This window comes from Acidimicrobiales bacterium (assembly GCA_022452145.1).
Classification (GTDB): domain Bacteria; phylum Actinomycetota; class Acidimicrobiia; order Acidimicrobiales; family MedAcidi-G1; genus UBA9410.
In genome coordinates this window covers 1-24,211 of record JAKURY010000019.1, presented here as the reverse complement: position 1 = coordinate 24,211, position 24,211 = coordinate 1, and the positions used below count along the sequence as shown (strand labels likewise).

Sequence of the window (24,211 nt, the reverse complement as noted above, 5' to 3'; positions counted from 1 at the left end):
GGAGGTAGTCCGCCGGCCAACCGGGTCAGCGGGCGTTCGAACCGTCCAGGTGTACGGTCAGCCCCTCGTCGTTGGCCGGTCGGGTGCGTGACAGGAACGCCCCTGCGTCGGCCAGCAGGAACTGCCCGGTGATGCACCGGGCCAGGTCGCTGGTCAGGAACACGGCCAGGCGGGCCAACTCGTCGTGCTCGACCATGCGTCGCAGCGGGGTGGCCTCGACGATTGCAGCCATGCGCTCCTCGGTGAACGCAGCCGCCACCGTCTCGGTCAGCGTGGTGCCCGGTGCCATGGCATTGACCCGGACGCCGGCCGGTCCCAACTCCACGGCCATGGTGGTCACCAGGTGGTTGACCGCGGCCTTGGCCGCCGCGTAGGCAGCGTTGTAGGGCGCCGGCCGGGTGGTCTCGCCCGACGTCACGAACAGGATCGAGCCGCCTCCCCCCTCGACCATCACCTCGGCCTCGGCCCGGCCGCACAGGGCCGCCGTGACCAGGTTCTGGTCGACGATGTCGCGCCAGTCCTCGCCCCGGGCCTGCACGAACGGCTGGGGGCTACGCCCCGGAGGCAGCATCCCGACGTTGTTGACGGCGATGTCCAGGCCCCCAAGGCGATCCAGGACCGTGGCGACCATGGCGTCGACGGCGGCGTCGTCCCGACAGTCCGCGACCACCGGTACCGCCGACCCGCCCTCTCCGTCGATCTCGGCCGCCACAGCCTCGGCCCTGTCGGCCCGTAGGTCGTTGACGGCAACTGCCGCACCGGCCCGGGCCAGCCAGAGGGCGACCTCCCGACCGATTCCGGCGCCTGCGCCGGTCACCAGGGCGGTGCGTTCGGTGTGGTCGATCTGGATGGTCACGGGGCGCCGCCGGTTCCGGTCAGGAGGCCGAGCACCTCGTCGACGATGCCGTCGGCCCGCCTTCGGACCTCGTCGGGGTCGATGCCGCCGACGGGGTGCTCGACGGACACCACCCGCAGGTCGGCCAGGCCCAGGTCTGCAGCGGTCTGGTCTGCCAGCTGCCGAAGATCACCGGTGGCCACCAGAACGGTGGGCCGACCGGCCTGCTCGAGCTTCACGGTGTCGTGGACACTCCACGACGTGCAGCTCCCTCAATCGGCGGTGCCGGTGAGGATGACGTCCACCTCCTCGGCCAGTAGGCCCAGGACCTGGTCGTCACACGGGATGGCGGCGTTCTTGGTATCGACGCGTACGACGGTGGCGCCGGTCCGCTCGACGAGGCGCTCGGCCAGGCGTTCGAGGAGCACATCGGCGTTGGGCTTGCGGTTGTCGAGGATGCCGATACGTCGTCCGGAGAGCACGTGGGGAGATGGGGCGAGGGTGGCGGGCGGCGTGGCCACCGATCCGTCAGGGCGGATGATCTGCATGGTCGTCTCCGATCTGTTCGGGGTTCAGGCCTCGACGGGGAGGGTGACGCTCCGGGTCATTCCCCAACTGGGTATGACGGAACTGTGCTTGCCGGGTCCCCCGACGACCAGCACCCGGATGTTTCCCGCCTCCCCGGTCATGGGGACAAGCTCATCATCCTCCAGCCGGTCCATCCACGGGGCCCACGCCCGGTGCGCGAAGGCCGCCCGTAGTTCGCCGGCTGGCAGCCGGGCCCGTTGGAACAGGTAGGAGGCGACGTCGCATCGGGACCACCCGGCCTCGGCACACGTGGCGGCGTGTTCCGGGCAGAGTGCCACCACGTACTCGCCCTGGCTGATACAGGCGTTGTTCTGGGCGGTGGTGGCCATCGCCGAGGCCACCTTGTCCAGGATCCGTGCCGGGTCCGACGACTCCATGTCGTGCACGTTGTGTGGTGCCTCGCCACAGTGGACGGTCACCGCTGATGGGGCGTCCACGCCGATGGAAGCCGCGTAGCCGGCCCACGGTGAGGCATCCAGGTTCTCGGCCACGCAGAAGCCGTACTTGCCCGGCCCACCCTGGGTCGAGGCGTCCCCGTCACCCGGCGTGGCACCGGCCACGTGCAGGAGTACCAGGAGGAGGGCCCGACCGGTGGTGGCATTGGCCCGATTACCGGGTCCGAAGGCACCCGGGCCGCTGTTGTAGCCGCCGCTGCGGGCCACCTCTCCATGGACGACGAGCAGAGGGGCGACGCAGTGGGTGGTTGCGTTTACGCCACGGAGGTTCAACTCGGGGTGGGCCAGCGCACGCACGGCCGACACCAGGACCGGGAGGTGGTCGGGCAGGCAGCCGGCCATCACGGCGTTCACGGCGATGGCCAGCCTGGTGGCCTCGCCGAACCGGGGAGGGAGCACGGCGATGACCTCGTCGGGGTCGGCGCCGGCACAACCTGCGAGCATCGCCTCGACCCGTCCGGGGGTGGGGGCGACCAGCGGCAGGCCGTCGCCCCAACCGTGGGAGGAGAGCACCTCGATCAGGTCGGCGTCGTCGTCCACCTCGAGGAGGGCCGTTCTGGGGCCAGCAGTGTCTACAGTCATCAGACATAAGCCTGCCCTAGTTCGACTAGGTTTGCAAGGAACGCACGGAGGGGTGATGGCCGCACGACGAGGGGTGACCGCCGACCAGGTGGGCCGTGCCGCTCTGGAGGTCCTCGACGAGATCGGAAACGTCGACGGGGTGGGACCGGTGATGGTGGCGGCCCGACTGGGCATCAGGTCACAGTCGCTCTACGCCCACGTGGACGGCGTGGAGGGGCTCCGTCGGCTCCTGGCCCTCCGGTCGCTGGCCGACCTGGGCGATGCGGTGATCGGAGCAGCCGTGGGACGGTCGGGTCGCGACGCCGTCGACGCCGTAGTCCGGGCCCACCTGGGCTTCGCCATGGCGTGGCCGGGGCGCTTCAGCGCCGCCATCCACCCTCCCGGTAGTGACCCCGACCTGCTGGCAGCGGTGGAACGCGTCGGCAGCCCGCTCCAGACTGTCCTGGAGATGATGGGCCTGGACGCCGACGCGAGGGTCCACTGGACGCGGCTGCAACTGTCCCTCGTCTGGGGGTTCGCCACCCTATGGCGGGATGGTCGTCTGACCTTGGAACCCGCTCCGGAATCCACAGTCGACCACCTGGTAGCCGCCCTCCTGGCCCGCCTGGAGCCGGCCCTCGTGCCGGGAACCCCGGCGTGACCGTTGAGCGCCGTAGGCGAGACGACCTGTTCCTCTGTCCCAGCACCCTCCTACCCGACACGTTCGACCTGGACGGAGCCGGCTTCGAGGAGTACGTGGAGGCGACCGTTGCCGCCGGCGCTGTCGGTATCTCCTTCTGGACCCTCCACGAGGTCCTCCTGAAGGCGCGGGGATGGACCTCAGCCGGCATCAGGGCCCGACTCTCGGCGGCCGGCCTACGGGTCGCCTGCGTCGAAGCCATCTACGGCTGGGCCAACGCAACCAGTCCGGCAGTGGCCGTCGAGGATTCACTGGACTCGATCGACATCGCTGCGGCCCACGGGTCGCCGAACCTCGCCGCTGTGGTACTACAGCCCGAGCTCGTGTCCATGGAGGCGACGGTTGCCAACCTCGCAGCGGTGGCCGATCGGGCCGCGGAGGTCGACGTGGCCATCTGCGTGGAGTTCTTACCGTGGTCCGGAATCCCGGACATCACGACCTGCTGGGAGATCCTTCGGCGTACCGGGCAGCCGAACGTGGGGGTGCTGCTCGACTCCTGGCACTGGCACCGCCAACCTGGTGGCCCGTACGGACGCCACGCCGAGACCCTGGCCTCCATGCCCGGCGAGGCCATCCGGGTGTTCCAGTTGTGCGACGCCGGAGCCGAGCCCTGGGATGATCCGATGGCCGAGTGCCTGGCCGACCGCCCCCTGCCCGGCGAGGGCGTGGTTGACCACGACCACCTGTTCGGGTTGTTGCGGGACATCTCCGCAGATCCGGTGGTTGCGCCCGAGGTATTCAACACCGGGTTGACCGCGCTGGGCATGGGCCCGATGGCCCGCCGCATCGTGGAGGCCAGCAGGGCGGTCCTGGTCGGGTGGTGACCGATCGCCCGGATCGCGTCTACCGTCTAGCGAGTCCATCTGGTCCATGGAGCGGCCGGAGGGGGGAGCTGGGATGAGTGGATCGGTGCGACGCCTGGTCCGGCTCGGGGTGGCCCTGGCCCTGGCGCTGGTGGCCGGTGGCTGTGGCGGCGGTTCGTCACCGTCGGCGTTGGTGGGGGTGCCGGTCGACACCACCCTGGGAACGGTGCCGACCACATCGGCGGAGGCGGTGGCTCCGACGACACCGTCGGCTGACGAGGCGGTAGAGGCATCCACCACGACCACCGGGACGCCGGTAGAGGCATCCACCACGACCACTGGGCCGCCGGTAGAGGCATCCACCACGACTGTCGAGGTGTCGGTCGAGGCAACCACCACGACGACCACCGAGGAACCGCCTGAGACCACGACCACGGCGGCTCCAATAGTCCTTACCGACTCCTTCCGGGGCGTCACGTCGGCGACCATCAGAATCGGCTTCACGTCCATCGACTTCGAGAAGTTCAACGAGACGTACGGGTTCAACCTCACCTATGCCAACTACCAGGGCGCGGTGGACGCCTACGTCGCCCACATCAACGCCACCGGAGGGGTGCTCGGTCGGATGGTCGAGGTCGTCCACGGGACCTTCCTCCCGGTCGGTGCCACCACGGCCGAGGCGGTGTGTGTGGAGATGGCTGAGGACCACCAGGTGTTCGCCGTGCTGAACGGCTTCGCCGGCCCCGGAGCCGAGGGCGTCAACGAGTGCTTCGGTGGCCTCTACGACACGATCCTCGTGGGGGGCAAGCCCACCCCTGAACAGCTCGAAAGGGTGACCGCCACCTGGATCAGCGATGACATCAGCCTGGGTCGACGTGGCAGGGCCTTCGTGAACCTGCTGCGGGAGACCGGACGACTGGCCGACCTGGGCACCTTCATGCTCTACGGGGCGAACGGCGACTACGAGCCGACCATCGCCGACACCAGGGCGGCGCTCGAGGAAGCGGGTGTGACGGTCGCTGTCGCCGTGTACAACCCGAACACCGGCGATGAGGTGGCCACGATCACCCACATGGAGGTGCTCCTGGAGCGGGCCCGGGTGGAGGACGTGTCCACGGTGTTCTTCATCGGAGAGGCCGCTTACGCCCAGGAGGTCCTGTTTGACCTTGGTGACGAGTTCGTCGTGCTCATCCTGAACGGCGATTCCACCAACCGCTGGAAGACGGATCCCCCGCAGGGCATCGATGGTGCCGGCACCCTGCTCACCAACCGGTCGTTCGTCTCGTCAACCGATCCGGCCATGGCCGACTGCCTGGACGTCATCGAGGCGGGCCTGGGCCTCGAGGTGCGATCGGTTGAGTTGCTGGAGGAGGGTGAGCCCAACTACTGGTCGGCCACCCAGAGTTCCTGCAGGTTGTTCGAGTTGTTCCGGCAGATCGCCACGGCGGCCGGTCCCGATCTGACCAACGAATCGTTTGCTGCTGCTGTGGATGGTCTCGGTTCGTTCTCGATATCGGGCCAGCTGTACAACTCGCTGGGTCCCGGTAAGTACGACGCCCGCGACACCCTCAGTCTGGCCGAGTGGGACCACGAGATCGGGTTCTGGCGTGCCATCTCCGATCCCACCGACGTCGGTTGAGCGCGGCAGTGACCGGGTCCGGGACCCGGTCACTGATGGCGGAAGGTGTGGGATTTGAACCCACGGTGACCCGGAGGCCACAACGGCTTTCGAGGCCGCCCCATTCGTCCGCTCTGGCAACCTTCCGCTGACGAGGTTACTGAGGTGCCGACGGGCGACCAACCGGACCGATCGGCCGCCAATCAGCGGTGGCGGGCGAAGAACGCGGTGAGCAGGTCCGCACTCTCCTCGGAGCGGATACCGCCGGTCGCCGGGTATTCGTGGTTCAGACGGGGGTCGGATCCCAGGTTGTAGAGGGAGCCGACGGACCCCGCGTCCGGGTTGGGTGCTCCCCAGACGAGGCGGCCGATGCGGGCCGCCCAGGCCGCTCCGGCGCACATAGGGCAGGGCTCCAGGGTCACGACCAGGACGGCGTCGTCGAGGCGCCACCGTCCCAGCGCCGTGGCGGCGTCGCGCAGCGCCAGGACCTCGGCATGGGCGGTGGGGTCGCCGGTGGCCTCGCGCTCGTTGTGCCTCCGGGCCACGATCCGATCGCCGACGGCCACCACGGCGCCAACCGGTACCTCGCCTACCGCCGCCCCGAGAGCGGCCTCGGCCAGGGCCGCGCCCATCAGGCCATGGTCGGTTGGGTCCGGATCGTCAACCGACTTTGTTCCACCGTGTTCCACGTGGGCGACGATAGGGGCGGGCGCGGTGGCACCCGTCCTCGAGCGTGGCGGCCAGGTGGTCTGCGGCACTCCGGGGGTTCCGCTGAGAGCTGCTGCCTTCCGGCCCTGACTCGGTTCACGGGCCCCGGTCGCACAGGACCCGACCGCCACACTCCAAGACGGATGCACCTCAACGATACCTGTACCGCCCGGATCCCATCATGGGTTTCGATATCCTTGTCGCCCGGATCCCGGCCCAGCGTCGGGTCCCGGAGGGATGCGAGAGCGGACGATTCGGCACGCCTGGAACGCGTGTGTGGCTTCACCGTCACCGTGGGTTCGAATCCCACTCCCTCCGCCGATCACCGGTACTTGGCCAGCGGTCCCTGTTGCGGTGCCGCAGTAGGGTCGGCGCATGGAGTACACGTCGCTCTACCGGCGCTTCAGGCCCCGGCGATTCTCGGAGATCCGGGGACAGGAGCACGTGGTAGCCGCCCTCCGGAATGCCGTGCGGGAGGACCGGGTACTCCACGCCTACCTGCTCAGCGGCCCCCGTGGAACCGGCAAGACTACGGCCGCGCGGGTCCTGGCCAAGGCGCTGAACTGCACGGACGTGGTCGACGGTGAACCGTGCGGGACGTGTGAGTCCTGCGTGTCCATCGATGCCGGTACCTCGTTCGACCTGCACGAGCTGGACGCGGCGTCCAACAACAAGGTCGACGACATGCGCGACCTGCTCGCCAGGGTCGCCCTGGGCACCCCGGGCCGGACCAAGGTGTACCTCCTCGACGAGGTCCACATGCTCACCGCCGGTGCCGAGAACGCCCTGCTCAAGACGCTGGAGGAACCGCCGGACCATGTGATCTTCATCCTGGCCACCACCGAGCCACACAAGGTGGTCGAGACCATCCGGAGTCGCTCCCAGCACCTGGAGTTGAACCTGCTGACCGCCGTGGAACTCGAGTCACTGGTGCGCGACGTCGTTGCCGAGGCGGGTCTGGACGTGGACGAAGAAGGCATCACCCATGCGGTGCGGGCCGGCCGGGGGTCGGCCCGGGACGCCCTCTCGGCTCTCGACAGGGTGGTGGTAGGTGGTATCACCGACGACGAGACCTCGACCGACGAGTTGCTGGCCGCCCTGGCCGAGCGGGACCCGGGCCGGGCCCTGGCCGCCCTGGCCGCCGGCATCGCACGCGGGCGGGAGCCCAGGGTCACCGGTGAGGCGCTTCTGGGCGCCCTGCGGGAAGCCTTCCTGGTGGCCATGGGCGTACCACCGACCCAGTTGCCTGCCGCCGATCGGGACCGGGCGGAGCGCTTCGCCGAGATGGTCACGCCGGCGGTCACGACCCGGGCGCTGGAGGTGCTGGGGACCGCCCTGGTCGACATGCGACGGTCGCCCGATCCGCGGGTTGACCTGGAGGTGGCCCTCGTGCGGCTCACGGCGTCGGCCGCCGCCGGGAGCGGAGATCCGGCTGACCTGGAGGCCCTGACACGTCGGGTCGAGCAGTTGGAGGCGGCGCTGGCCGAGCGCGGTGTCCCGCCGGGTCCGCGGACCGGTGGCAGCCCACCCCCTCCGCCCCCTCCCCCCCGGACAGGTCCGGCGGCCGAGGGTCGGGCCAGGTTGGCCGCTGCCGCTGCCGCTGCCGCTGCCGCTGCCGCTGCCGCTGCCGCTGCCGCTGCTACTGCTACTGCCGAGCCGTCGCCCCCTTCGGCGCCGACGCCGCCGCCTGCAGCAGGGTCCGATGGTGGGGGCGCTGCGGAGGCAGGGTCCACGGCACGGGTCGTCGGGCAGGCCCCGACCGACACGGCCACGACCCTGACCCGCGACGAGCTCGTACTGGCATGGGGGGACGACCTCCTGGACCGGCTGGGCAGGAAGGCCCGGGCCAGGTTCTCCGCGGCCCGCTTCGTAGCCGTGGAGGACGGCACCGCGGTCATGGCGCTTCCCAACGAGCCCCACATGCGGCGTTGCGAGGACATGCGACCCGAGCTGGAGAAGGCTCTGGCAGACCGGTTCGGTGTAGCGGTTCCCGTGCGGTTGATCGTGGACGGGGACACCCGGCAGTCCGTCCGGGAGCCGGTGGTGGCCACCCCGGTCGCCGACGAGGCCGTCGACCTCGACGGGCTGGTGGACGCCGACATCGCCGAGGGTTCGGCTGTCGAGAAGTTGACCCAGGCGTTCCCGGGCGCCTCGCTGGTCGATCCGACCTGATCGGGCGGCGGAGCGAACGACGTGTACGCCGACGCGGTGCAGCAGGTGATCGACGAGCTGGGACGCCTTCCGGGCATCGGGCCCAAGTCCGCCCAGCGCCTGGCCTTCCACCTCATGAAGGTGTCCGTCGAGGACACCTCCCGGCTGACGGTGGCCATCGACGAGATGAAGGCGAAGGTCCGATTCTGCGATCGGTGCTTCAACCTGGCCGAGGGCGATCTCTGTGCGGTGTGCACCGACGACCGTCGGGACGCGTCGGTGCTGTGCGTGGTGGAGGATCCCCGCGACATCGTGGCCGTCGAGCGGACCGGCGAGTTCCGCGGCCGGTACCACGTGCTGGGAGGGGCGATCAGCCCGATTGAGGGCATCGGTCCGGACCAGCTCCGGGTGAGGGAGTTGCTGGTCCGCTTGGAGCCGGAGGGCGTGGAAGAGGTGATCCTGGCTACCAACCCGAACATCGAGGGCGAGGCCACGGCGATGTACCTGGCCCGCCTTCTCGCCCCGCTGGGCATGGATGTCACAAGGATCGCCAGCGGACTGCCGGTGGGTGGAGACCTGGAGTACGCCGACGAACTGACCCTGGGCCGGGCATTGGAGGGTCGCCGGCGCCTCGACGGCGGATGACGGGCCTGTGGAAGACCGGCGCGGAGCATGGAAACGCCCTCCGGTGGCTCCCGCCGGACCGGAGGGCCGTTCCCGAGTTGGGTGGAGGGGTGGTTCCCAACTGTTGCAATCATATTACGACAATGAAGAGATCATGACAAGTCAGACACGATTCGTCGTTCGGCCGTCACAAAACGGACCACCAGCACGCAATGGGCCGCCCATGGCCCTAGTGGCACTTATCCACAGCCCAGTCCACAGGCGCGTACCGCCGCACCACCACGGCACCAGGTGGATCCAGTCGGCGAACGACACCATCCGAGCCTCCGGGAGCCCCGCGTGCTGCTGACCCAGATAGATCACGTTGCCATCGCGGTCCACGACCTGGAGGCGGCCATCGCCTACTACCGGGCGGCCTTCGGTGCCGAGGTCCACCACCGTGAGGTCGTCGAACGGGACGGCGTCGACGAAGCCCTGCTGAGGGTCGGAGAGTCCTACATCCAGCTCACGACCGGGACCCGACCCGATTCGGCGATCACCAGGTTCCTGGAGAAGCGTGGCGAAGGCATCCACCACGTCGGCTACCGGGTCGACGACTGCGCCGAGGCCCTGGAGGCCATCGTGGCAGCCGGTGGTCGGGCCATCGACGTGGTCCCCCGTCCCGGTTCGCGTGGTACGACCGTGGCCTTCGTCCACCCGAAGGGATCGTTCGGAACGCTGATCGAGTTGGTCCAGGAGTAGCCGGGGGTACCTGGAGACGCCATGGTCGGTATCGACGTCCACCTGGTGGACGGCACCTACGAGCTCTTCCGCCACCACTTCGCCGTGCCATCCCACGTCACCGCCGAGGGCGTGGAGGTGGCGGCCACCCGTGGGGTGCTGGGTTCCATGCTCAGGCTGCTGGCGGACGGAGCCACCCACGTCGGGGTGGCCACCGACCGGGTGATCGAGTCGTTCCGCAACGACCTGTTCGACGGCTACAAGACCGGGGAGGGCACGCCGCCGGAATTGTTCGCCCAGTTTCCGCTGCTGGAGGCGGCGCTGGAGGCCGCCGGGTTCACGGTGTTCGGAATGGTCGAGCACGAGGCCGACGATGCGATGGGGGCCGCAGCCGTCCGGGCTGCCGTCGATCCGCGCGTTGGTCGGGTACTGGTGTGCACCCCGGACAAGGATCTTGCCCAGGTGGTGGACGACGCAGCCGGCATCGTGCAGGTCGACCGCAGGCGGGAGATCACCTACGACCGGGCCGGTGTGGTGGAGAAGTTCGGCGTGCAGCCGACGTCCATCCCGGACTGGTTGGCGCTGGTGGGCGACACGGCCGACGGCATCCCGGGCCTGGCCGGCTGGGGCGCCAAGTCCTCGGCTACGGTCCTGGCCCGCTACGGACACCTTGAGGCCATTCCCGACGACGCCCGGGAATGGGACGTTGCCGTCCGTGGTGCGACGAATCTGGCCGTCACCCTGGCAGCCGGCCGCGAGGAGGCTCTGCTGTACCGGAGACTGGCCACCCTGGACCTCGACGCACCGGTGATGGAGGACGTGGAGGACCTGCGCTGGAGCGGCCCGGCACGCCACCTGGAGGACGTGTGCTCCCACCTGGACGCCCCCCGGTTGGCCGAGCGGGCGCGACGCCTCGCCGCCGACCGGCGCTGACCCCGTCGTAGGCCCGCCGGCGGCGGTGGTCCGACGTCAGCGGTCGAGGATCGCCAGCGCCTCGGCAACCGAGGTCGCCCGCGACACGATCCCGCGGTTGCCCGGCTTCACGAACCCGTCGGAAACTGCCCTGTCCAGGAAGGCCTCGAGGCCTGACCAGAAGCCGTTGTGGTCCAGCAGGACCACCGGCTTGTGGCGGTCGTGGAGGCCCAGTTGTGTCCAGGTGGCCGCCTCGAACACCTCCTCCAGAGTTCCGTAGCCACCGGGCAGGGCGCAGAAGGCGTCGGCACGTTCGTACATGGCCCGCTTCCGGGCATGCATGTCCGGCACCTCCACGAGTTCGGTCAGGTTCCCGTGGGGGACCTCCCGGCTGAACAGGCCGACGGGTATAACCCCGACCGCTGTTCCCCCCGCCTCCAGCACGGCGTCTGCCAGGGAGCCCATCACGCCGATGCACGTTCCGCCGTAGACCAACCCCACGCCGCCGGCCGCCATGGCCGATCCCAGTTCCCGGGCCAGGGTGTGGACGCCACCGTCGTTGCCGACCTTCGATCCGCAGAAGACGGCCAGGCATCGTCTGGCTCCACCGGTGGCGTCGGGCATCTCAGGAAGGTACCGGCGGGCAGACACTCCTGCCGGTTGATTCCAGTTCGGTACCCTGTGGCCACCATGGTCGACTACTCGATGAACGAACGCCTCGACGAACTCCACAAGCGCAGGGAGGCGGCGATCCACGCCGGCACCGAGCGGGCAGTCCAACGGCAGCACGACAAGGGGAAGATGCTGGCCCGGGAGCGCATCGACCACCTGCTGGACCCAGGCTCGTTCCACGAGCTGGACATGCTGGCCCGCCACCGGGCGCATGAGAGCGGGATCGAAGAACGGCCCTACACCGATGGCGTCATCACGGGCTGGGGCACGGTCGACGGTCGCAAGGTCTTCGTCTACTCCCAGGACTTCACCGTGTTCGGGGGCGCCCTGGGAGAGGTGTTCGCCGAGAAGATCCACAAGGTCATGGACCTCGCCCTGAGCGTCGGTGCCCCGATGATCGGTCTCAACGACGGTGCAGGAGCCCGTATCCAGGAGGGCGTGGTCAGCCTCGACGGCTACGGGGGGATCTTCTGGCGCAACGTCCAGTCGTCGGGGGTGATCCCCCAGATCAGCGTCATTCTCGGCCCGTGTGCCGGCGGAGCCGTTTATAGCCCGGCCATGACCGACTTCATCTTCATGGTGCGCGAGAAGTCCCATATGTTCATCACCGGACCGGACGTGGTCAAGACGGTCACCGGCGAGGACGTCAGCCTCGAGGAGCTCGGCGGGGCCGGCAGCCACTCCACCAAGTCGGGGGTGGCCACGTTCGTCTGCGACGACGAGAGGGAGGTACTGGACGAGGTCAAGGCCCTCCTGGCCCACCTGCCCTCCAACAACCTCGAGGAGGCACCGGTCCTGGCGACCGACGATCCGCCGGACCGCCTCTGTCCGGAGCTCACCGGGCTCATGCCGGACAGTGCCAACCTCCCCTACGACATGCGTACGGTCATCCAGACGGTTCTGGACGACGGTGGGTTCCTCGAGTACCACTCGGCGTGGGCAGCCAACATCGTCTGCGGGTTCGGACGGCTCAACGGCCGGAGCGTCGGGGTGGTCGGCAACCAGCCGATGCACTTTGCAGGGGTGCTGGACATCGGTGCTGCGGAGAAGGCTGCCCGGTTCGTGCGCACCTGCGACGCCTTCAACGTGCCGCTGATCACCTTCGTCGACGTGCCCGGCTTCCTGCCCGGCGTCGACCAGGAGTACGGCGGGATCATCCGGCACGGCGCCAAGCTGCTGTACGCCTACTGCGAGGCGACGGTGCCCAGGATCCAGGTCATCACCCGGAAGGCCTACGGTGGGGCCTACGTCGTCATGGACTCCAAGTCGGTGGGATCGGACCTCTCGTTGGCGTGGCCTTCGGCCGAACTGGCGGTCATGGGCCCCCAGGGCGCAGTTGAGATCGTCTACCGGCGGGAACTCCAGAACGCGGCCGATCCGGTATCCCGTCGGGCCGAGCTGGTCAACGAGTACATGGAGAAATTCGCCAATCCGTACGTGGCCGCAGAGCGGGGCTACGTGGACGACGTGATCGATCCTGCCGATACCCGGGCGAAGCTGATCGCCGGCCTGGAGATGCTGGCCTCGAAGCACGAGGAGACCCCCCGGCGCAAGCACGGGAACGTGCCCCTCTAGGGGAAGCGGGTATTCCGATGGTCCGCATAGTCGCCGAGGGTGCCACCGAGCAGGAGTTGGCTGCCATCCTCGTCGCCTACGAGGCGCTGTGGCCGAAGCCGTCGTCTGCCCTGGAGCCTCCAGCGGCCCCGACTGCCTGGCGGTTTTCCGGGCGCTGGTGGCATTCCGGCGGCATCAGCACCTTCTGGGGCTGACCGCCGGCATCGGTTACCAGGCCGACCAGTCCGGGCCGACTGCGAGCGTCAGGTCGGGGAGGCGTTCCAGGTAGTCCGCACGGCAGAGTTCGGTGGCACCCAGGCGTTCCAGGTGCGGGGTGCACCACTGCACGTCGATCAGCCGGTCGTCGTCGTCTCCCAGGAGGCCGGCGAGCCCGGTGAGGGCGACCTTGGAGGCGTCGGTCCGACGGTGGAACATGGACTCGCCGGCGAAGAGGCCGCCGATGGCCACGCCGTAGAGGCCTCCGGCCAGACCGTCCTCGTCCCAGGCCTCGACCGAATGGGCCCAGCCGAGGCGGTGGAGCTCGGTGTAGGCCGAGGCGATCCGCTCGTCGATCCATCCTCGCTCCCGGGCCGGGTCGGCGCAGGCCACCACCACGTCGGCGAAAGCCGTATCGACCCGGATTTCATAGCGGTCGATCGAACGCCTCAGGGACCGGCTGATCCTCACCCCACGGGGGGCCAGGACGCCCCGTGGATCGGGCGACCACCAGGCCATGGGCCCTCCGGCCTCGATCGGCATGGGGAACATGCCGCTCCGGTAGGCGGCCAGCAGGGTGCCGGGATCCACGTCGGCCCCGACGCCGACCACACCGTGCTCGTCGGCCGAGCGGGCCGACGGAAACGCCCACGTGCTGGCCGGTGGTTCGACGGGTCTCTGCCCGGCCATCGGACGGCTCCCGATCCGGTTCCGACCCGGGGGTCAGCCGACCTCGATGGTGACCGACCGGACGATGACCTCGCGGATCGGTCCACCTCCGTACTGCGAGGTGTCGTCCAACCGGTAGAGGCCCATCATCGCCTGCAGAACGGCGATGCCGGCCTCGTCGGCATGGCCGAGCACCAGGTACGTGCCCTGGTTGTCCAGGAGCGCGACCTCCGGGCCCGTGGCGAAGAAGAACTGGGCACCCGAACTGTTGGGCCCTGCCGAGCGGGCCATCACCAGGTCGCCGGCCCGGTAGGTGAAGGGTCCGCGCAGGCCACCGCCGGACAGCGGTAGGAACTCACCGCCCTCGTCGGGGATGGTGTAGCCGGGTCCCGGGTCCGACCAGCTGTTGGTCGTGGGGGCGCCGCCCTGGATGATGGCGATGGTCGGGTCGAAGCGGAAGAGCAGGGTGCCGTCGTAGTACCCGTACCGGGTGAGGACGACGAAGTTGTTGACGGTCTCCGGGGTCCGCCCGCGGTCCAGGGTCACCCGGATCTCACCCTCGGTCGTGTCGAACACGGCCGTGTAGTCGGCGCCGGATCGGAGGCACCACGTGGGGCGGCTGTCGAACGCCAACCGGGGTGCGTCCGACTTGTCCGTGGCAGGGCAGTCGTCGGGAGCCGGGACGGTAGGTGCCGGGGCGCCGGAGTCCCCTCCGGAACCGGCCACGACGACGAATATCAGGCTGCCGACCATCATGAAGGCCAGCAGCCCGGCGACGAGGCGGGTCGTCGGGGAGAACCGGTAGGCGGCGGGCTGGGTGGCGGGGCGACGGGACTTGGTGGCCATGGGGCGGCACCCTACCGAGGCCCGGCGGAGGACCGGAGAGCCGTGGCCCGTGGTTCGGCAATACCGTCGACAGTGCCCCGGAGCCGCGCCGATAGCGTGGTGTCCCGTGGCCCTCCTCATCCAGAAGTTCGGTGGCACCTCGGTCGCGGATGCGGATCGCATGCGCGAGGTGGCCGACCACGTTGCCCGCACCGTCAGGCACGGCAACCAGGTGGTGCTCGTCGTTTCGGCCATGGGCAAGGAGACCGACGAACTCCTGCGACTGGCCGGCGAGGTGTCAGCGATCCAACCGGGCCGCGAGATGGACATGCTCATCACGGCCGGCGAACGCAAGGCCATGGCACTGGTGTGCCTGGCGCTACACCACATCGGCATCGACTCCGAATCGTTCACCGGAAGCCAGGCCGGGTTCCTGACCGATACCAGCCACCAGAACGCCCGGATCGTGGAGGTCCGCCCCGACCGCGTCCGGGCCTCGCTGGATGCCGGGCGGGTTCCGGTGATCGGTGGGTCCCAGGGCGTGTCGACCAACAACGACGTGACCTTCCTGGGACGGGGCGGCTCGGACACCACGGCGGTGGCCCTGGCCAACGCCCTGGGCGCCGACGCCTGCGAGCTCTACACCGATGTCACCGGGGTCTTCACCACCGATCCGCGCGTGGTGCCGACAGCCCGACGGATGCACAGCATCTCGTTCGACGAGTTGCTGGAGATGACGGCCACCGGGTGTCCAAAGCCGGCCATGCGATCCGTCGAGTACGCCCGTACCCACGGTGTGCGACTGCATGTCCGTTCCGCGTTCACCTGGCAGGAGGGGACGTGGGTCGATGAGGAGGAAACCGATATGGAACAGGCCATCGTCTCGGCGGTCACCCACGACACGACCGAGGCCAAGATGACGATCGCCGGCGTGCCCGACCAGCCGGGCGTGGCGGCCACCGTGTTCCGCGCCATGGCCGACCTGGACGTCAACGTGGACATGATCGTGCAGAACGTTTCCGACCACGGTGTGACCGACATCTCGTTCACCGTGCCCCACGGTGACCTGGTCCGGTCCGTGGATCTGGCCGAGCGGCTGGCGGCCAAGATCGGCGCCACCGGGGTGTCGTCCGACGACTCGATCGCCCGGGTGAGCGTGATAGGTGCCGGCATGCGGACCAATCCGGGCGTGGCGGCCACCATGTTCGAAACGCTCTCGGCGTGCGGCGTGAACATCCAGATGATCTCCACGTCGGCCATTCGGGTGAGCTGCATGGTCGACGGGGACCGGGTCGAGGAGGCCGTCCGGGCACTCCACGACGCCTTCGGCCTGGCCGAAGCCTGACCCGTACGGTGCGGTTCTCCGGACCGGCGTGGGCCGGCCCCGCCACCTTGGCGGTCCTCTCGATAGTCCTGCTCCTGAGTGCCTGCGGGTCGACCGCCGACGGGACGGAGCGGGCGACGGTGGTACCGACGACCACGGTCCTGGAGGTGGCCACGACCACGGTGACGCCGGCCGCCGCCCGGTCCGGCTTCGTGGCCGGGGCGGCCGATGGCGCCCCCATACTCGGCGGCCTGACCGACCACGACCTGGCCTGCGTGGCCGACCGCCTGCTCGAGGAGCTGGAACCGGCAGAGGTCATCGCCCTGACCCGGAACGGCCCACGACCGGGCCAGTCCGCGCTGGCGGTGCAGGCGCTGAGCGCCTGTGACCTGGTCATAGAGGTGGTCACCCTCGGGCTGCAGGACGCCATCGAGGCGGATCCGGAATCCCCTCCCATCGACGCCGCGTGCCTGCTCGAGGGCGTGGATCCCGTTGACCTGGCCCCCTATCTGGAGGCACGGTTCGCCGAGGGCTTCGTGGCCCTCAGAGACGAGGAGGCCTCCGACCTGCTGGCCGGGACGCCGATCATGGCCAACACGATGCGGTGCAGCACGCTGGCGGCGTTCGGGGCGGCGGACGCAGACACCCCGGCGGTCTGTGCCGGCCTGGCCCAGAGGCTCGGAGACATGATGGCCGTGCTGCTGGAGGCCGACGACGTTGACAGGGGACCGGACCCGCTGGTCCTGGCCCGGGTATTCGCGGTCACCAACGAGATCTTCGCCTGGCTAGTCGATGAGGTCCCTGTCGGCTTACAGGCTGACGCCGCCCTGGTGCACGACACCACTGCCCGCGTCGGGGACCTGATGGTCGAGGGGTTCGCCCGACTCGACCTGGACGATGCCGATGATGAGGAGGCCATGCTTGCCTTCCTCGGTGTGATGGCCCGCATATCGGCTGAGCTCGATGCGTCGGAGGACGACCTGGACACCGCCACCAGGCGGCTGCGGACCCACGTGGTGGAGACGTGCGGTGAGTCCTCCTCGATCTTGTTCGAGCTGCTCGTCGGGGTCGGAGCCACCGCCTGATGGGGTTGACACGACGGTTCCCCGTCGTGGCCCGCCGGGCCGCAGTGGTGGCAGTCCTGGCGACGACGGTGGCATGTGGTGGGGCCGCGCTCACGGTTCCCACCCCGACCACCGTCGGGCCGGCCGATGTCGCACCGAGTTCCACCATTGGGGCGGTAGCCGAGCCGGCGCCCACGACCGTCGCTCCCGTACCGGTATCGACGACGGTGGCACCCGTGCCGGTATCGACGACGGTGGCACCCGTGCCGGTATCGACCACCACCCTGGCTGGTGGCCCGATCCCGGCTGCAGCACCGGGCTTCTGTTACGACCTGGCGGTCATCTCCGGCGAGATCGTCCTGGAGGTCGAGTCCGTCGTGGCCGCCGACGGGGTGCTCGACGCCCGCAGCCACCACGGCCTGCTGTTGGCCACGCGGAACCTGCTGGCGTGGACCAGCAACCGTGTACCCCCGGCGATGTCGTCCGATCTGCGCCTGCTCACCGGGGTCTACGCGGACCTAGGCGTCCAACTGGACAGGCTGGACCCGGAGACGGTGACCATGCCCCGTCTCCAGGCCCTCGTCTTCACCTACGTCTTCGACTCGGCGGAGGTGGACGGTGCCGAGTTGGACCTCTCGGCCCGGCGCCTCTCGGCGTTCGTGGCCACTTCGTGCGGCCACGGCTATCCGTTGATGGAGTCGCTGGCCGACCTGTTCGCCGACGTCCGCGAGGATTGAGGCGCTGGGTGACAGTCCCGTCTGTTTCCATGGCGAGCGCCGGATGGTGCGTCGATAGCCTGTAGCCCATGAACACCGCAGTCGTAGGCGCCACCGGTCAGGTGGGTGTGGTCATGAGGGCCCTGCTCCACGAACGCGCCTTCCCGGTCGGGAACCTCCGGTTCTTCGCATCGGCCCGCTCGGCCGGTACCACGCTGCGGTGGGCGGGTCGGGATCTGGTGGTGGAGGACACCGCCACGGCCGACTGGTCGGGCATCGACATCGCCCTGGTCAGCGCCGGTCGGACGGCCTCTGTGGAGTACTCCCCGAGGATCGTCGCGGCCGGTGCCACGGTCATCGACAACTCCTCGGGCTGGCGGATGGACCCCGACGTCCCGCTGGTGGTACCCGAGGTGAACGCGGCGGCCCTGGACGACATCCCGAAGGGCATCGTCGCCAACCCGAACTGCACCACCATGGTGGCCATGCCGGTCCTGGCGCCCCTGCACGCCGAGGCGGGCCTGCGGTCGCTGACCATCGCCACCTACCAGGCCGTGTCGGGTGCCGGTCTGGCCGGCGTCGAGGAACTGGCCTCCCAGGTGGGCGCCGTGCTGGACGGGGCCCCGGACCTGACCCACGACGGTCGGGCGGTCGACTTTCCCGAGCCGTCGTCGTTTCCCCGACCCATAGCCTTCAACGTGGTGGCCCATGCCGGCTCTTTCGTAGACGATGGTCGAGGCGAAACCGACGAGGAGCAGAAGCTCCGCAACGAGAGCCGCAAGATCCTCGGGATCCCCGACCTGAAGGTCTCCGGGACCTGTGTACGGGTCCCGGTGTTCACCGGCCATTCACTGGTTGTCCACGCCGACTTCGACCGGCCTATCAGCCCCGAGCGAGCCACCGAGCTGTTGGCCGGGGCGCCGGGAGTCGAGCTGGCCGACGTTCCCACGCCGCTGGACTCCGCCGGGGTGGACCAGACCATCGTCGGTCGGATCCGTACCGACGAGACCCTCGAGCACGGCCTGGCCCTGTTCCTCTCCGGGGACAACCTCCGCAAGGGAGCGGCTCTCAATGCCATCCAGATCGCCGAGGAACTCCTGCGTCGCAGGGCGTGACGCCCGCCACCCGCACTCCGCCGGCCGCTAGGGCGGATCGGTCACGTAGCGCGCCATCGCCTCGTCGAGCGAGAGGTCCAGTTGGTTGGCCAGGCTGGCCAGCCACGCCAGGACGTCGCCCAACTCGTGGAGTTGTTCGCCCGGGGTGCCCTTGCGGGCGGCCTGGGCCAGCTCGCCGAGTTCCTCGCACAGCCAGGCCACGGTGGCCGGGACCCCGCGCTCGCGATCGGCGGTTCCGTAGAGCTGCTCCATGAGCTGCTGGACGTCGGTGAGTTCCATGCAGCGGACGGTAGCGGCCGGCGGCGAGCGACCATGTCGGGGGATCCACGCGTCGCGCGTGTGTTCGGTCCACACTCGGGTCGTGCTCACCGACAGCGAAGCAACCCAGGTCCTGCGAGCCCTGGACGCCCTCGACGAGTTGGAGGCGGCAGCGATCAAGTTGGTGCGGGCCGAGCTCGCATGTGGTCCGGCCCTCGATGGCCTGATCGCCGACCCGCTCACCCTCGGCACCCGTCTCGACATGCTTTGCCTGGTCGACACCATGGCCGCCGACCTCCTGGCTGCCCTGGGACGCCGCGACACGGTCCGATGCCTGGTCGACGAGGCCCCTTCCGGTAGCGCACGTGACGCCCTGGACGAGCATCTGGCGGGTCACAGCAGCGCCTGAATGCGGTCCTGCTGGTCGGGCTGGGACTCAGGAGTCGGCGGAAGCCGGGTGGGCGGGTATCAGGCGTCGTCTGGTGCCGGTCGGGCCAGGCCGTCGACGGCCTCGGCTGTGGGGAGCTTCAGGAGCCCGGCGGGTGGCAGCAGGAGCTTCCGATCGCGGCTTCCACCACCCACCACGACCCGGCCCCGCTCCATGACGGCGGCGTCGATCCAGATCGGGAGTTGGGACGGTAGGCCGAAAGGCGTGACCCCACCTATCGCCATGCCGGTGATCCGTGCGGTCTCCTCGGCTCCGGCGAACGAGGCCTTTCGGGTTCCGAGCCGTTTCCGCACGGCGCCGTTGACGTCGAGGCGGTGTGTGGCGAGCACCAGGCAGAGGGCCAGCGGCCGGTCCTCGTCGGGCCTCGGCTTCCCGGCTACGAGGATGGCGTTCGCCGAATCCTCGGGATCGATGCCGTAGGCGGCGCAGAAGTCGGCGGTGTCCGCCAGGTCGGGATCGCACGGCATGACCTCATGGTCCACGCCCAGGTCGGCCAGATGGGCGAGCACCGGGTCGAACCCGCCGGTCGGGGAGATCACGATGACCTCGGTGGGCCCGCCTGGACCTCGGCGGCCGGTCCGGTCAGACCGTAGAACACGGCGACCACCACGATGGTCCCACCGATGAAGGTCGGGGTCGGGGGCACCTCGTCGAACCACATCCACACCCAGAGGGAGGCGGCGATCGTCTCGACCGGGGTGAACAGGCTGACCTCGGCCGCCGTTGCATGGCGGGTGGCCGTCGACATGCAGAGCCTGGCGGTGGGCCCGAAGAATCCCCCCATGAGCAGTGTGGCCACCAGGGCCCGTCGATCCAGCAACGAGGTGTCGGCGGGGATGGCCGTCGCCAGGGCGGTGGCTGTAGCGGTGGCCGCCACCACCAGGGTGCGGGGAAGGTCGGGGTGACGACGCCAGATCACGAGGTTGACGGAGAAGACGATGATGGCCACGAGGGCGAGCAGGTCCCCGTTGCCGCCACCTGCGGCCATGGAGCCGCCGACGATGACGGTGACGCCGACGACCGTGGCGCCGATGGCCCGCCAGGTCCGGCCCGACGTGCGTTCACGGAGGGCCATGCGCGCCAGGACGGCCGAGAAGATGGGGGCGGCTGCGATGATGGCCACGACGTTGGAGGCCGCGGTCAGGGTCACCGCCGTCAGGAAGGACGTGGTACCGACCGCACCCAGGATGCCGGTCAGGAGCAGCGTCCGCTTCCAGCGGACGACCGTAGGGACGGTGGCCCGGCCCAGGGACCGGATGGCGATCGACCAGGCCACCGGCGTGGAGAACAGGCCGACCATGAAGGCGATGGTCCACCCGTCCACCTCCGAGTCGCGTTCGGCTACCCGGATCAGCAGCGAGTCGGTGGAGACCAGGAACATCCCGCTGAAAGCCAGGAGCAGTCCCAGTCGGCGTCCCGAGCGCGGGATCTTGTCCAGGAGGAAGGTGACCATCGTCGGACACTAGTTGCGGGGGCTGGCAGGATGACCGGACGGAGCCCGGGCCCGGGAGGGGTAGGCATGCGTCGTCCGAACATCCTGTTCATCACCCTCGACCAGTGGCGCGGCGACTGTCTCGGCTCTGCCGGGCATCCGGTGGTGGAGACTCCGAACCTGGACCGCCTCGCCTCCGAGGGCGTCCGGTTCACCTCGCACTACGCCCAGACCGCCCCCTGTGGCCCCAGCCGGGCCAGCCTGCTGACCGGTACCTACCAGCACGTCCACCGGTCGGTCCAGAACGGCACGCCGCTGGACGCACGCTTCACCAACGTGGCCCTGGAGGCCCGTGCAGCCGGGTACGACCCGGTGCTGTTCGGCTATACGGATACCACGGTGGACCCGCGCACCGTGCCCGACGACGATCCGCGCCTCGAGGACTACGAGGGACCCCTTCCCGGATTCCGGGTGGCGCTGGACCTCCCAGAGGACCGGGAGGCCTGGTACCGGTGGCTGGAGGACCGGGGTCACGATGTCTCGGACCGTGACCGCTTCCTGCGTCCTAGGACCGATGTGGCCGTTCCACCGGGACGCGGCGCCACCTGGGCACCCCCACCCTTCGCCGCCGACGAGACCGAGACGGCATTCCTGGTGGGCGAGGTGGTCGACGAGTTGGAGGGCCTGATTGCCGACGGTCGGCCCTGGTTCGTACACGCCTCGATCTACCGACCGCATCCTCCGTTCGTGGTGCCCGAGCCGTACAACGACCTGGTGGATCCGGCATCGGTTCCGGAGCCGCTAGCCGACGAGTCGGGCGACGGGCATCCGTTCCTGGCCGCCGCCCGGTCCTGGCGACACACCCGTCCGCCGTCGGAGCCGCTGGACCTACGCCAGCTGCGTGCCACCTACTACGGGATGATGTCCGAGGTGGACGACCAGGTCGGTCGGCTGCTCGCAGCCCTGGAATGGACGGGTGCTGCTGACGACACCATCGTCGTCGTCACCTCGGACCACGGGGAGATGCTCGGCGACCACGGCCTCATGTCCAAGCTGGGCTTCTTCGACCAGGCGTTCCACATTCCGCTCATCGTCCGCTACCCGCCCGTGACGGGCGGGTCCGCGGAAGCCGGTGGCGCCGGTCGGGTGGTCGAGGCGTTCACCGAGAACGTGGACGTCATGCCGACGCTCCTGGACCTGGCAGGCGTCGACGTGCCACGCCAGTGCCAGGGGCGGTCGCTCCGGCCCTGGCTGGAAGGGGCCGATCCTGCCGACTGGCGGTCGGCGGTGCACTGGGAGTTCGACTTCCGCCTGTTTGCCGGGGCCGTGGACCTACCGGGTCACCTCTGCAACCTGGCGGTGCACCGGGACCGCGCGGGAAAGTACGTGCACTTCGCCGGGTGGCCGGCGTTGTTCTACGACCTCGAGGACGACCCTGAGGAGCGTCGGCCGCTGGCTGGCCACCCCTCGATGGCCGGGTACGCGGCGTCCCTCATGGACTGGCGGATGGCCACCGACGACCAGGTGCTTGCAGACCACCTGGCGGCTCCCGGCGGGATGGTGGTGCTGGACGCGTAGCCCCGGGGGCGGCCCTGCGACAGGCGTCACGTGTGACAACAGTCGCCGTGCTTTCGCCTGCACCGGCTCCAGAATGGTGCCACGGCCACAGCGACCGACAGCTCCCTCAGGGATGCCCGTAGCTGCAGGTCAGACACGTAAACCAGCAGGCCCGGGAGTCCCCGGAACCACCTACCAGTGCCATGAAGGCAGGATTCCCGATGCGATTCAGCACACGTTCCATCCACAACCTCCGTCATCCGCAGGACGACGTCTACCGGGCCGTGAAACGTTTCGTCGGCCCCGGCTTCGCGATGGGCTCCACCGACCTGGTGCTGAGCATCGTCCTCGACGGTGCCGGTCAGATCGCCGCCAACCAGCGGCTCGCCGTGGACCCGGTCGCACTGGCCGTCGGCCCGGACGCCGACGCGGACCTGGTGGCATAGGCGAACTTCCACCGGCACCTGAAGCGTGCCAGAGTCGGGCATGGGCGGTACCGGACCCGACGACAAAGGTGGCCTAGACCTGGCCGCCGCCTATGCGGTCGAGACGCCGGACGACAGCCGTGACCTGTATGCACGCTGGGCCACCACCTACGAGTCGGGCTTCATAGCCGACCACGGGTACGTGTACCACCTGGGTGTGGCAGGTGCCTTCGCCGGGGCTGCCATCGACGCTGACAGCCCTGTTCTGGACGTCGGATGCGGCACCGGCCTGGTGGGTGGCGTGCTGCGGGCATTCGGGCCGTGGACCGTCGACGGCCTCGACCTGTCTCCCGAGATGTTGGATCAGGCCCGAGCCAAGTCGGACGAGGGTGGCGACCCGGTCTACCGCCACCTGCACGAGGGGGACCTGACCGCCACCCTGGACCTGCCGACCGGTGGCTACGGGGCAGTGGTCAGCTGCGGAACCTTCACCCACGGACACGTCGGGCCGGGGGCGTTCGACGAACTGCACCGCATCGCCCGACCGGGTGCCCTGTTCGCAATCGGGATAAATCCCGACTACTTCACCAACCTCGGCTTTGCCGACCGGTTCGCAGACGACGTGACGGCGGGCCGCATCACCGAACCAGTGGTCCACCGGGTGGCCACCTACGAAACGGGCGACCACGCCGGGCAACTCTCTCCGGTGGTCGTCTTCCGGACGTTCTGACGGTCGGCGATCGAGTCAGGTCAGTTGACGGCGCACGACATGTCGGCGCCGCAGCACATCGGAGACTTGATCTTGCCGTGGTCGTTGGGGCACCTCGAGACCTGGACGGTCGAGCCGTCGTCCTTGGCCAAGGTGTCGTTCACGAGCGGGGCGCCACAGGCACCGCAGGTGGCGTTGACCGACATGCCGCAGGACGGGCATTCGTAGGTGGCCATTGGGGTTTCCCTCTCCGTAGTGGTCGCCACCGATCCTGCCATACCGGCCTCCGACCCTCCGAACGGGCGAACCAGCCCCGGTGGTGGGGCTCGTTCCTGCGATCCGCCGTTTCCGAGCCGGTTCGAACCGCCGCTCCGTGCCCCGGTCGCCTCGTATCCGTCCGGTAACCGTTGGTGGGTTCCTGTGGTCTACTCATGGGGGTGGATAGTTCTGAGTCCTCCGACCATGTGGCATCGAACCGAATCGTTTGGGACAGCTGGGCTGACGAGTACGTGGCGGCTGGCCGGCGGGCCTGGGGCGGCGATCAGCCCCAAT

Annotated in this window: 29 protein-coding genes, 2 tRNA genes and 1 other RNA gene; 18 read left to right on the top strand and 14 right to left on the bottom strand. The window is 69.3% G+C overall.

Going from position 1 to position 24,211, the window contains the following annotated elements; all coding sequences use genetic code 11:
• Positions 1-25 precede the first annotated feature (25 nt).
• From MK177_08065 to MK177_08050, 4 genes are read right to left on the bottom strand one after another with little or no spacing between them, the layout of a single operon-like run.
• On the bottom strand, positions 26-856 hold the full coding sequence (locus MK177_08065) for an SDR family oxidoreductase (GenBank protein ID MCH2427270.1): 831 nt from the start codon (positions 854-856) through the stop codon (positions 26-28).
• Positions 853-1,074, bottom strand: a complete 222-nt coding sequence (locus MK177_08060) for a hypothetical protein (protein ID MCH2427269.1) — start codon at positions 1,072-1,074, stop codon at positions 853-855. The genes MK177_08065 and MK177_08060 overlap by 4 nt, the downstream gene beginning before the upstream one ends.
• Before the next feature lie 33 nt (positions 1,075-1,107).
• Positions 1,108-1,383 carry a hypothetical protein gene (locus MK177_08055; GenBank protein MCH2427268.1) on the bottom strand — a complete coding sequence of 92 codons (276 nt, stop codon included), beginning with the start codon at positions 1,381-1,383 and terminating at the stop codon, positions 1,108-1,110.
• A gap of 24 nt (positions 1,384-1,407) precedes the next feature.
• A complete protein-coding gene (locus MK177_08050; protein MCH2427267.1) occupies positions 1,408-2,460 on the bottom strand; it encodes a hypothetical protein in 1,053 nt (350 codons plus the stop codon).
• Positions 2,461-2,515: 55 nt separating this feature from the next.
• Here MK177_08050 and MK177_08045 point away from each other — a divergent pair, with 55 nt between their 5' ends.
• The 3 genes from MK177_08045 (at position 2,516) to MK177_08035 (ending at position 5,581) form a co-directional block, all read left to right on the top strand.
• A complete protein-coding gene (locus tag MK177_08045; GenBank protein MCH2427266.1) occupies positions 2,516-3,100 on the top strand; it encodes a WHG domain-containing protein in 585 nt (194 codons plus the stop codon).
• Positions 3,097-3,963, top strand: coding sequence for a sugar phosphate isomerase/epimerase (locus tag MK177_08040; protein MCH2427265.1), 867 nt, complete (start codon positions 3,097-3,099; stop codon positions 3,961-3,963). Before MK177_08045 ends, MK177_08040 begins: the two co-directional genes overlap by 4 nt.
• Before the next feature lie 73 nt (positions 3,964-4,036).
• Complete coding sequence (locus MK177_08035) at positions 4,037-5,581, top strand: hypothetical protein (protein ID MCH2427264.1); 1,545 nt, start codon at positions 4,037-4,039, stop codon at positions 5,579-5,581.
• 36 nt (positions 5,582-5,617) lie between these two features.
• Here the strand turns inward: MK177_08035 and MK177_08030 are convergent.
• The 3 genes from MK177_08030 to ffs all read right to left on the bottom strand — a co-directional run bounded on the left by MK177_08030 (position 5,618) and on the right by ffs (position 6,394).
• Positions 5,618-5,707: transfer RNA gene (locus tag MK177_08030), tRNA-Ser, on the bottom strand.
• A gap of 56 nt (positions 5,708-5,763) precedes the next feature.
• The gene (locus MK177_08025; GenBank protein ID MCH2427263.1) at positions 5,764-6,249 is read right to left on the bottom strand and encodes a nucleoside deaminase; all 486 of its coding nucleotides are present in this window, start codon (positions 6,247-6,249) and stop codon (positions 5,764-5,766) included.
• 46 nt (positions 6,250-6,295) lie between these two features.
• An RNA gene (ffs, locus tag MK177_08020) (signal recognition particle sRNA small type) lies at positions 6,296-6,394 on the bottom strand.
• Positions 6,395-6,499: 105 nt separating this feature from the next.
• Between ffs and MK177_08015 the strand changes: the two genes are divergently transcribed.
• The 5 genes from MK177_08015 to MK177_07995 all read left to right on the top strand — a co-directional run bounded on the left by MK177_08015 (position 6,500) and on the right by MK177_07995 (position 10,696).
• Positions 6,500-6,586 (top strand) — tRNA-Ser (locus MK177_08015).
• Positions 6,587-6,643: 57 nt separating this feature from the next.
• On the top strand, positions 6,644-8,440 hold the full coding sequence (gene dnaX / locus MK177_08010; GenBank protein ID MCH2427262.1) for a DNA polymerase III subunit gamma/tau: 1,797 nt from the start codon (positions 6,644-6,646) through the stop codon (positions 8,438-8,440).
• 21 nt (positions 8,441-8,461) lie between these two features.
• Positions 8,462-9,064 carry a recombination mediator RecR gene (gene recR / locus MK177_08005; protein ID MCH2427261.1) on the top strand — a complete coding sequence of 201 codons (603 nt, stop codon included), beginning with the start codon at positions 8,462-8,464 and terminating at the stop codon, positions 9,062-9,064.
• Between the two features lie 318 nt (positions 9,065-9,382).
• Complete coding sequence (gene mce, locus MK177_08000) at positions 9,383-9,784, top strand: methylmalonyl-CoA epimerase (protein ID MCH2427260.1); 402 nt, start codon at positions 9,383-9,385, stop codon at positions 9,782-9,784.
• 21 nt (positions 9,785-9,805) lie between these two features.
• On the top strand, positions 9,806-10,696 hold the full coding sequence (locus MK177_07995; protein MCH2427259.1) for a flap endonuclease: 891 nt from the start codon (positions 9,806-9,808) through the stop codon (positions 10,694-10,696).
• Between the two features lie 36 nt (positions 10,697-10,732).
• Here the strand turns inward: MK177_07995 and MK177_07990 are convergent, their stop codons facing one another.
• Positions 10,733-11,299 (bottom strand): TIGR00730 family Rossman fold protein, encoded by a 567-nt coding sequence (locus MK177_07990; GenBank protein ID MCH2427258.1) that lies wholly within the window; start codon positions 11,297-11,299, stop codon positions 10,733-10,735.
• Between the two features lie 66 nt (positions 11,300-11,365).
• Here MK177_07990 and MK177_07985 point away from each other — a divergent pair, with 66 nt between their 5' ends.
• Both MK177_07985 and MK177_07980 read left to right on the top strand, forming a co-directional pair.
• Positions 11,366-12,922: an acyl-CoA carboxylase subunit beta gene (locus MK177_07985; GenBank protein ID MCH2427257.1), complete on the top strand. Its 1,557-nt coding sequence runs from the start codon at positions 11,366-11,368 to the stop codon at positions 12,920-12,922.
• Between the two features lie 17 nt (positions 12,923-12,939).
• Positions 12,940-13,116 carry a hypothetical protein gene (locus tag MK177_07980; protein MCH2427256.1) on the top strand — a complete coding sequence of 59 codons (177 nt, stop codon included), beginning with the start codon at positions 12,940-12,942 and terminating at the stop codon, positions 13,114-13,116.
• Positions 13,117-13,129: 13 nt separating this feature from the next.
• On the opposite strand, the gene aat is transcribed toward MK177_07980, so the two are convergent.
• Both aat and MK177_07970 read right to left on the bottom strand, forming a co-directional pair.
• Complete coding sequence (gene aat / locus MK177_07975; GenBank protein MCH2427255.1) at positions 13,130-13,807, bottom strand: leucyl/phenylalanyl-tRNA--protein transferase; 678 nt, start codon at positions 13,805-13,807, stop codon at positions 13,130-13,132.
• Positions 13,808-13,840: 33 nt separating this feature from the next.
• On the bottom strand, positions 13,841-14,632 hold the full coding sequence (locus tag MK177_07970; protein MCH2427254.1) for a peptidylprolyl isomerase: 792 nt from the start codon (positions 14,630-14,632) through the stop codon (positions 13,841-13,843).
• 106 nt (positions 14,633-14,738) lie between these two features.
• Between MK177_07970 and MK177_07965 the strand changes: the two genes are divergently transcribed.
• From MK177_07965 to MK177_07950, 4 genes are all read left to right on the top strand, one after another.
• The gene (locus MK177_07965) at positions 14,739-15,956 is read left to right on the top strand and encodes an aspartate kinase (protein ID MCH2427253.1); all 1,218 of its coding nucleotides are present in this window, start codon (positions 14,739-14,741) and stop codon (positions 15,954-15,956) included.
• An 8-nt stretch (positions 15,957-15,964) separates the two neighbouring features.
• Positions 15,965-17,020, top strand: coding sequence for a hypothetical protein (locus MK177_07960; protein MCH2427252.1), 1,056 nt, complete (start codon positions 15,965-15,967; stop codon positions 17,018-17,020).
• Positions 17,020-17,736: a hypothetical protein gene (locus MK177_07955; protein MCH2427251.1), complete on the top strand. Its 717-nt coding sequence runs from the start codon at positions 17,020-17,022 to the stop codon at positions 17,734-17,736. Before MK177_07960 ends, MK177_07955 begins: the two co-directional genes overlap by 1 nt.
• Positions 17,737-17,804: 68 nt before the next feature.
• On the top strand, positions 17,805-18,830 hold the full coding sequence (locus MK177_07950) for an aspartate-semialdehyde dehydrogenase (protein MCH2427250.1): 1,026 nt from the start codon (positions 17,805-17,807) through the stop codon (positions 18,828-18,830).
• A gap of 27 nt (positions 18,831-18,857) precedes the next feature.
• Here MK177_07950 and MK177_07945 read toward each other — a convergent pair whose 3' ends face one another.
• On the bottom strand, positions 18,858-19,109 hold the full coding sequence (locus tag MK177_07945; GenBank protein MCH2427249.1) for a pyrophosphohydrolase: 252 nt from the start codon (positions 19,107-19,109) through the stop codon (positions 18,858-18,860).
• An 82-nt stretch (positions 19,110-19,191) separates the two neighbouring features.
• On the opposite strand from MK177_07945, the gene MK177_07940 reads away from it, so the two are divergent.
• Positions 19,192-19,497 carry a hypothetical protein gene (locus MK177_07940; protein MCH2427248.1) on the top strand — a complete coding sequence of 102 codons (306 nt, stop codon included), beginning with the start codon at positions 19,192-19,194 and terminating at the stop codon, positions 19,495-19,497.
• Positions 19,498-19,556: 59 nt separating this feature from the next.
• On the opposite strand, the gene MK177_07935 is transcribed toward MK177_07940, so the two are convergent.
• Positions 19,557-20,075: a hypothetical protein gene (locus MK177_07935; GenBank protein ID MCH2427247.1), complete on the bottom strand. Its 519-nt coding sequence runs from the start codon at positions 20,073-20,075 to the stop codon at positions 19,557-19,559.
• Complete coding sequence (locus tag MK177_07930; protein MCH2427246.1) at positions 20,072-20,989, bottom strand: DMT family transporter; 918 nt, start codon at positions 20,987-20,989, stop codon at positions 20,072-20,074. The genes MK177_07935 and MK177_07930 overlap by 4 nt, the downstream gene beginning before the upstream one ends.
• A gap of 66 nt (positions 20,990-21,055) precedes the next feature.
• Here MK177_07930 and MK177_07925 point away from each other — a divergent pair, with 66 nt between their 5' ends.
• The 3 genes from MK177_07925 (at position 21,056) to MK177_07915 (ending at position 23,680) form a co-directional block, all read left to right on the top strand.
• Positions 21,056-22,546, top strand: a complete 1,491-nt coding sequence (locus tag MK177_07925; GenBank protein MCH2427245.1) for a sulfatase-like hydrolase/transferase — start codon at positions 21,056-21,058, stop codon at positions 22,544-22,546.
• A gap of 200 nt (positions 22,547-22,746) precedes the next feature.
• Entirely contained in the window at positions 22,747-22,971 is a 225-nt protein-coding gene (locus tag MK177_07920) for a hypothetical protein (GenBank protein ID MCH2427244.1), read from the top strand.
• A gap of 40 nt (positions 22,972-23,011) precedes the next feature.
• A complete protein-coding gene (locus tag MK177_07915) occupies positions 23,012-23,680 on the top strand; it encodes a class I SAM-dependent methyltransferase (protein ID MCH2427243.1) in 669 nt (222 codons plus the stop codon).
• A gap of 20 nt (positions 23,681-23,700) precedes the next feature.
• Here MK177_07915 and MK177_07910 read toward each other — a convergent pair whose 3' ends face one another.
• Positions 23,701-23,895, bottom strand: a complete 195-nt coding sequence (locus MK177_07910) for a hypothetical protein (GenBank protein ID MCH2427242.1) — start codon at positions 23,893-23,895, stop codon at positions 23,701-23,703.
• Between the last annotated feature and the right edge of the window lie 316 nt (positions 23,896-24,211).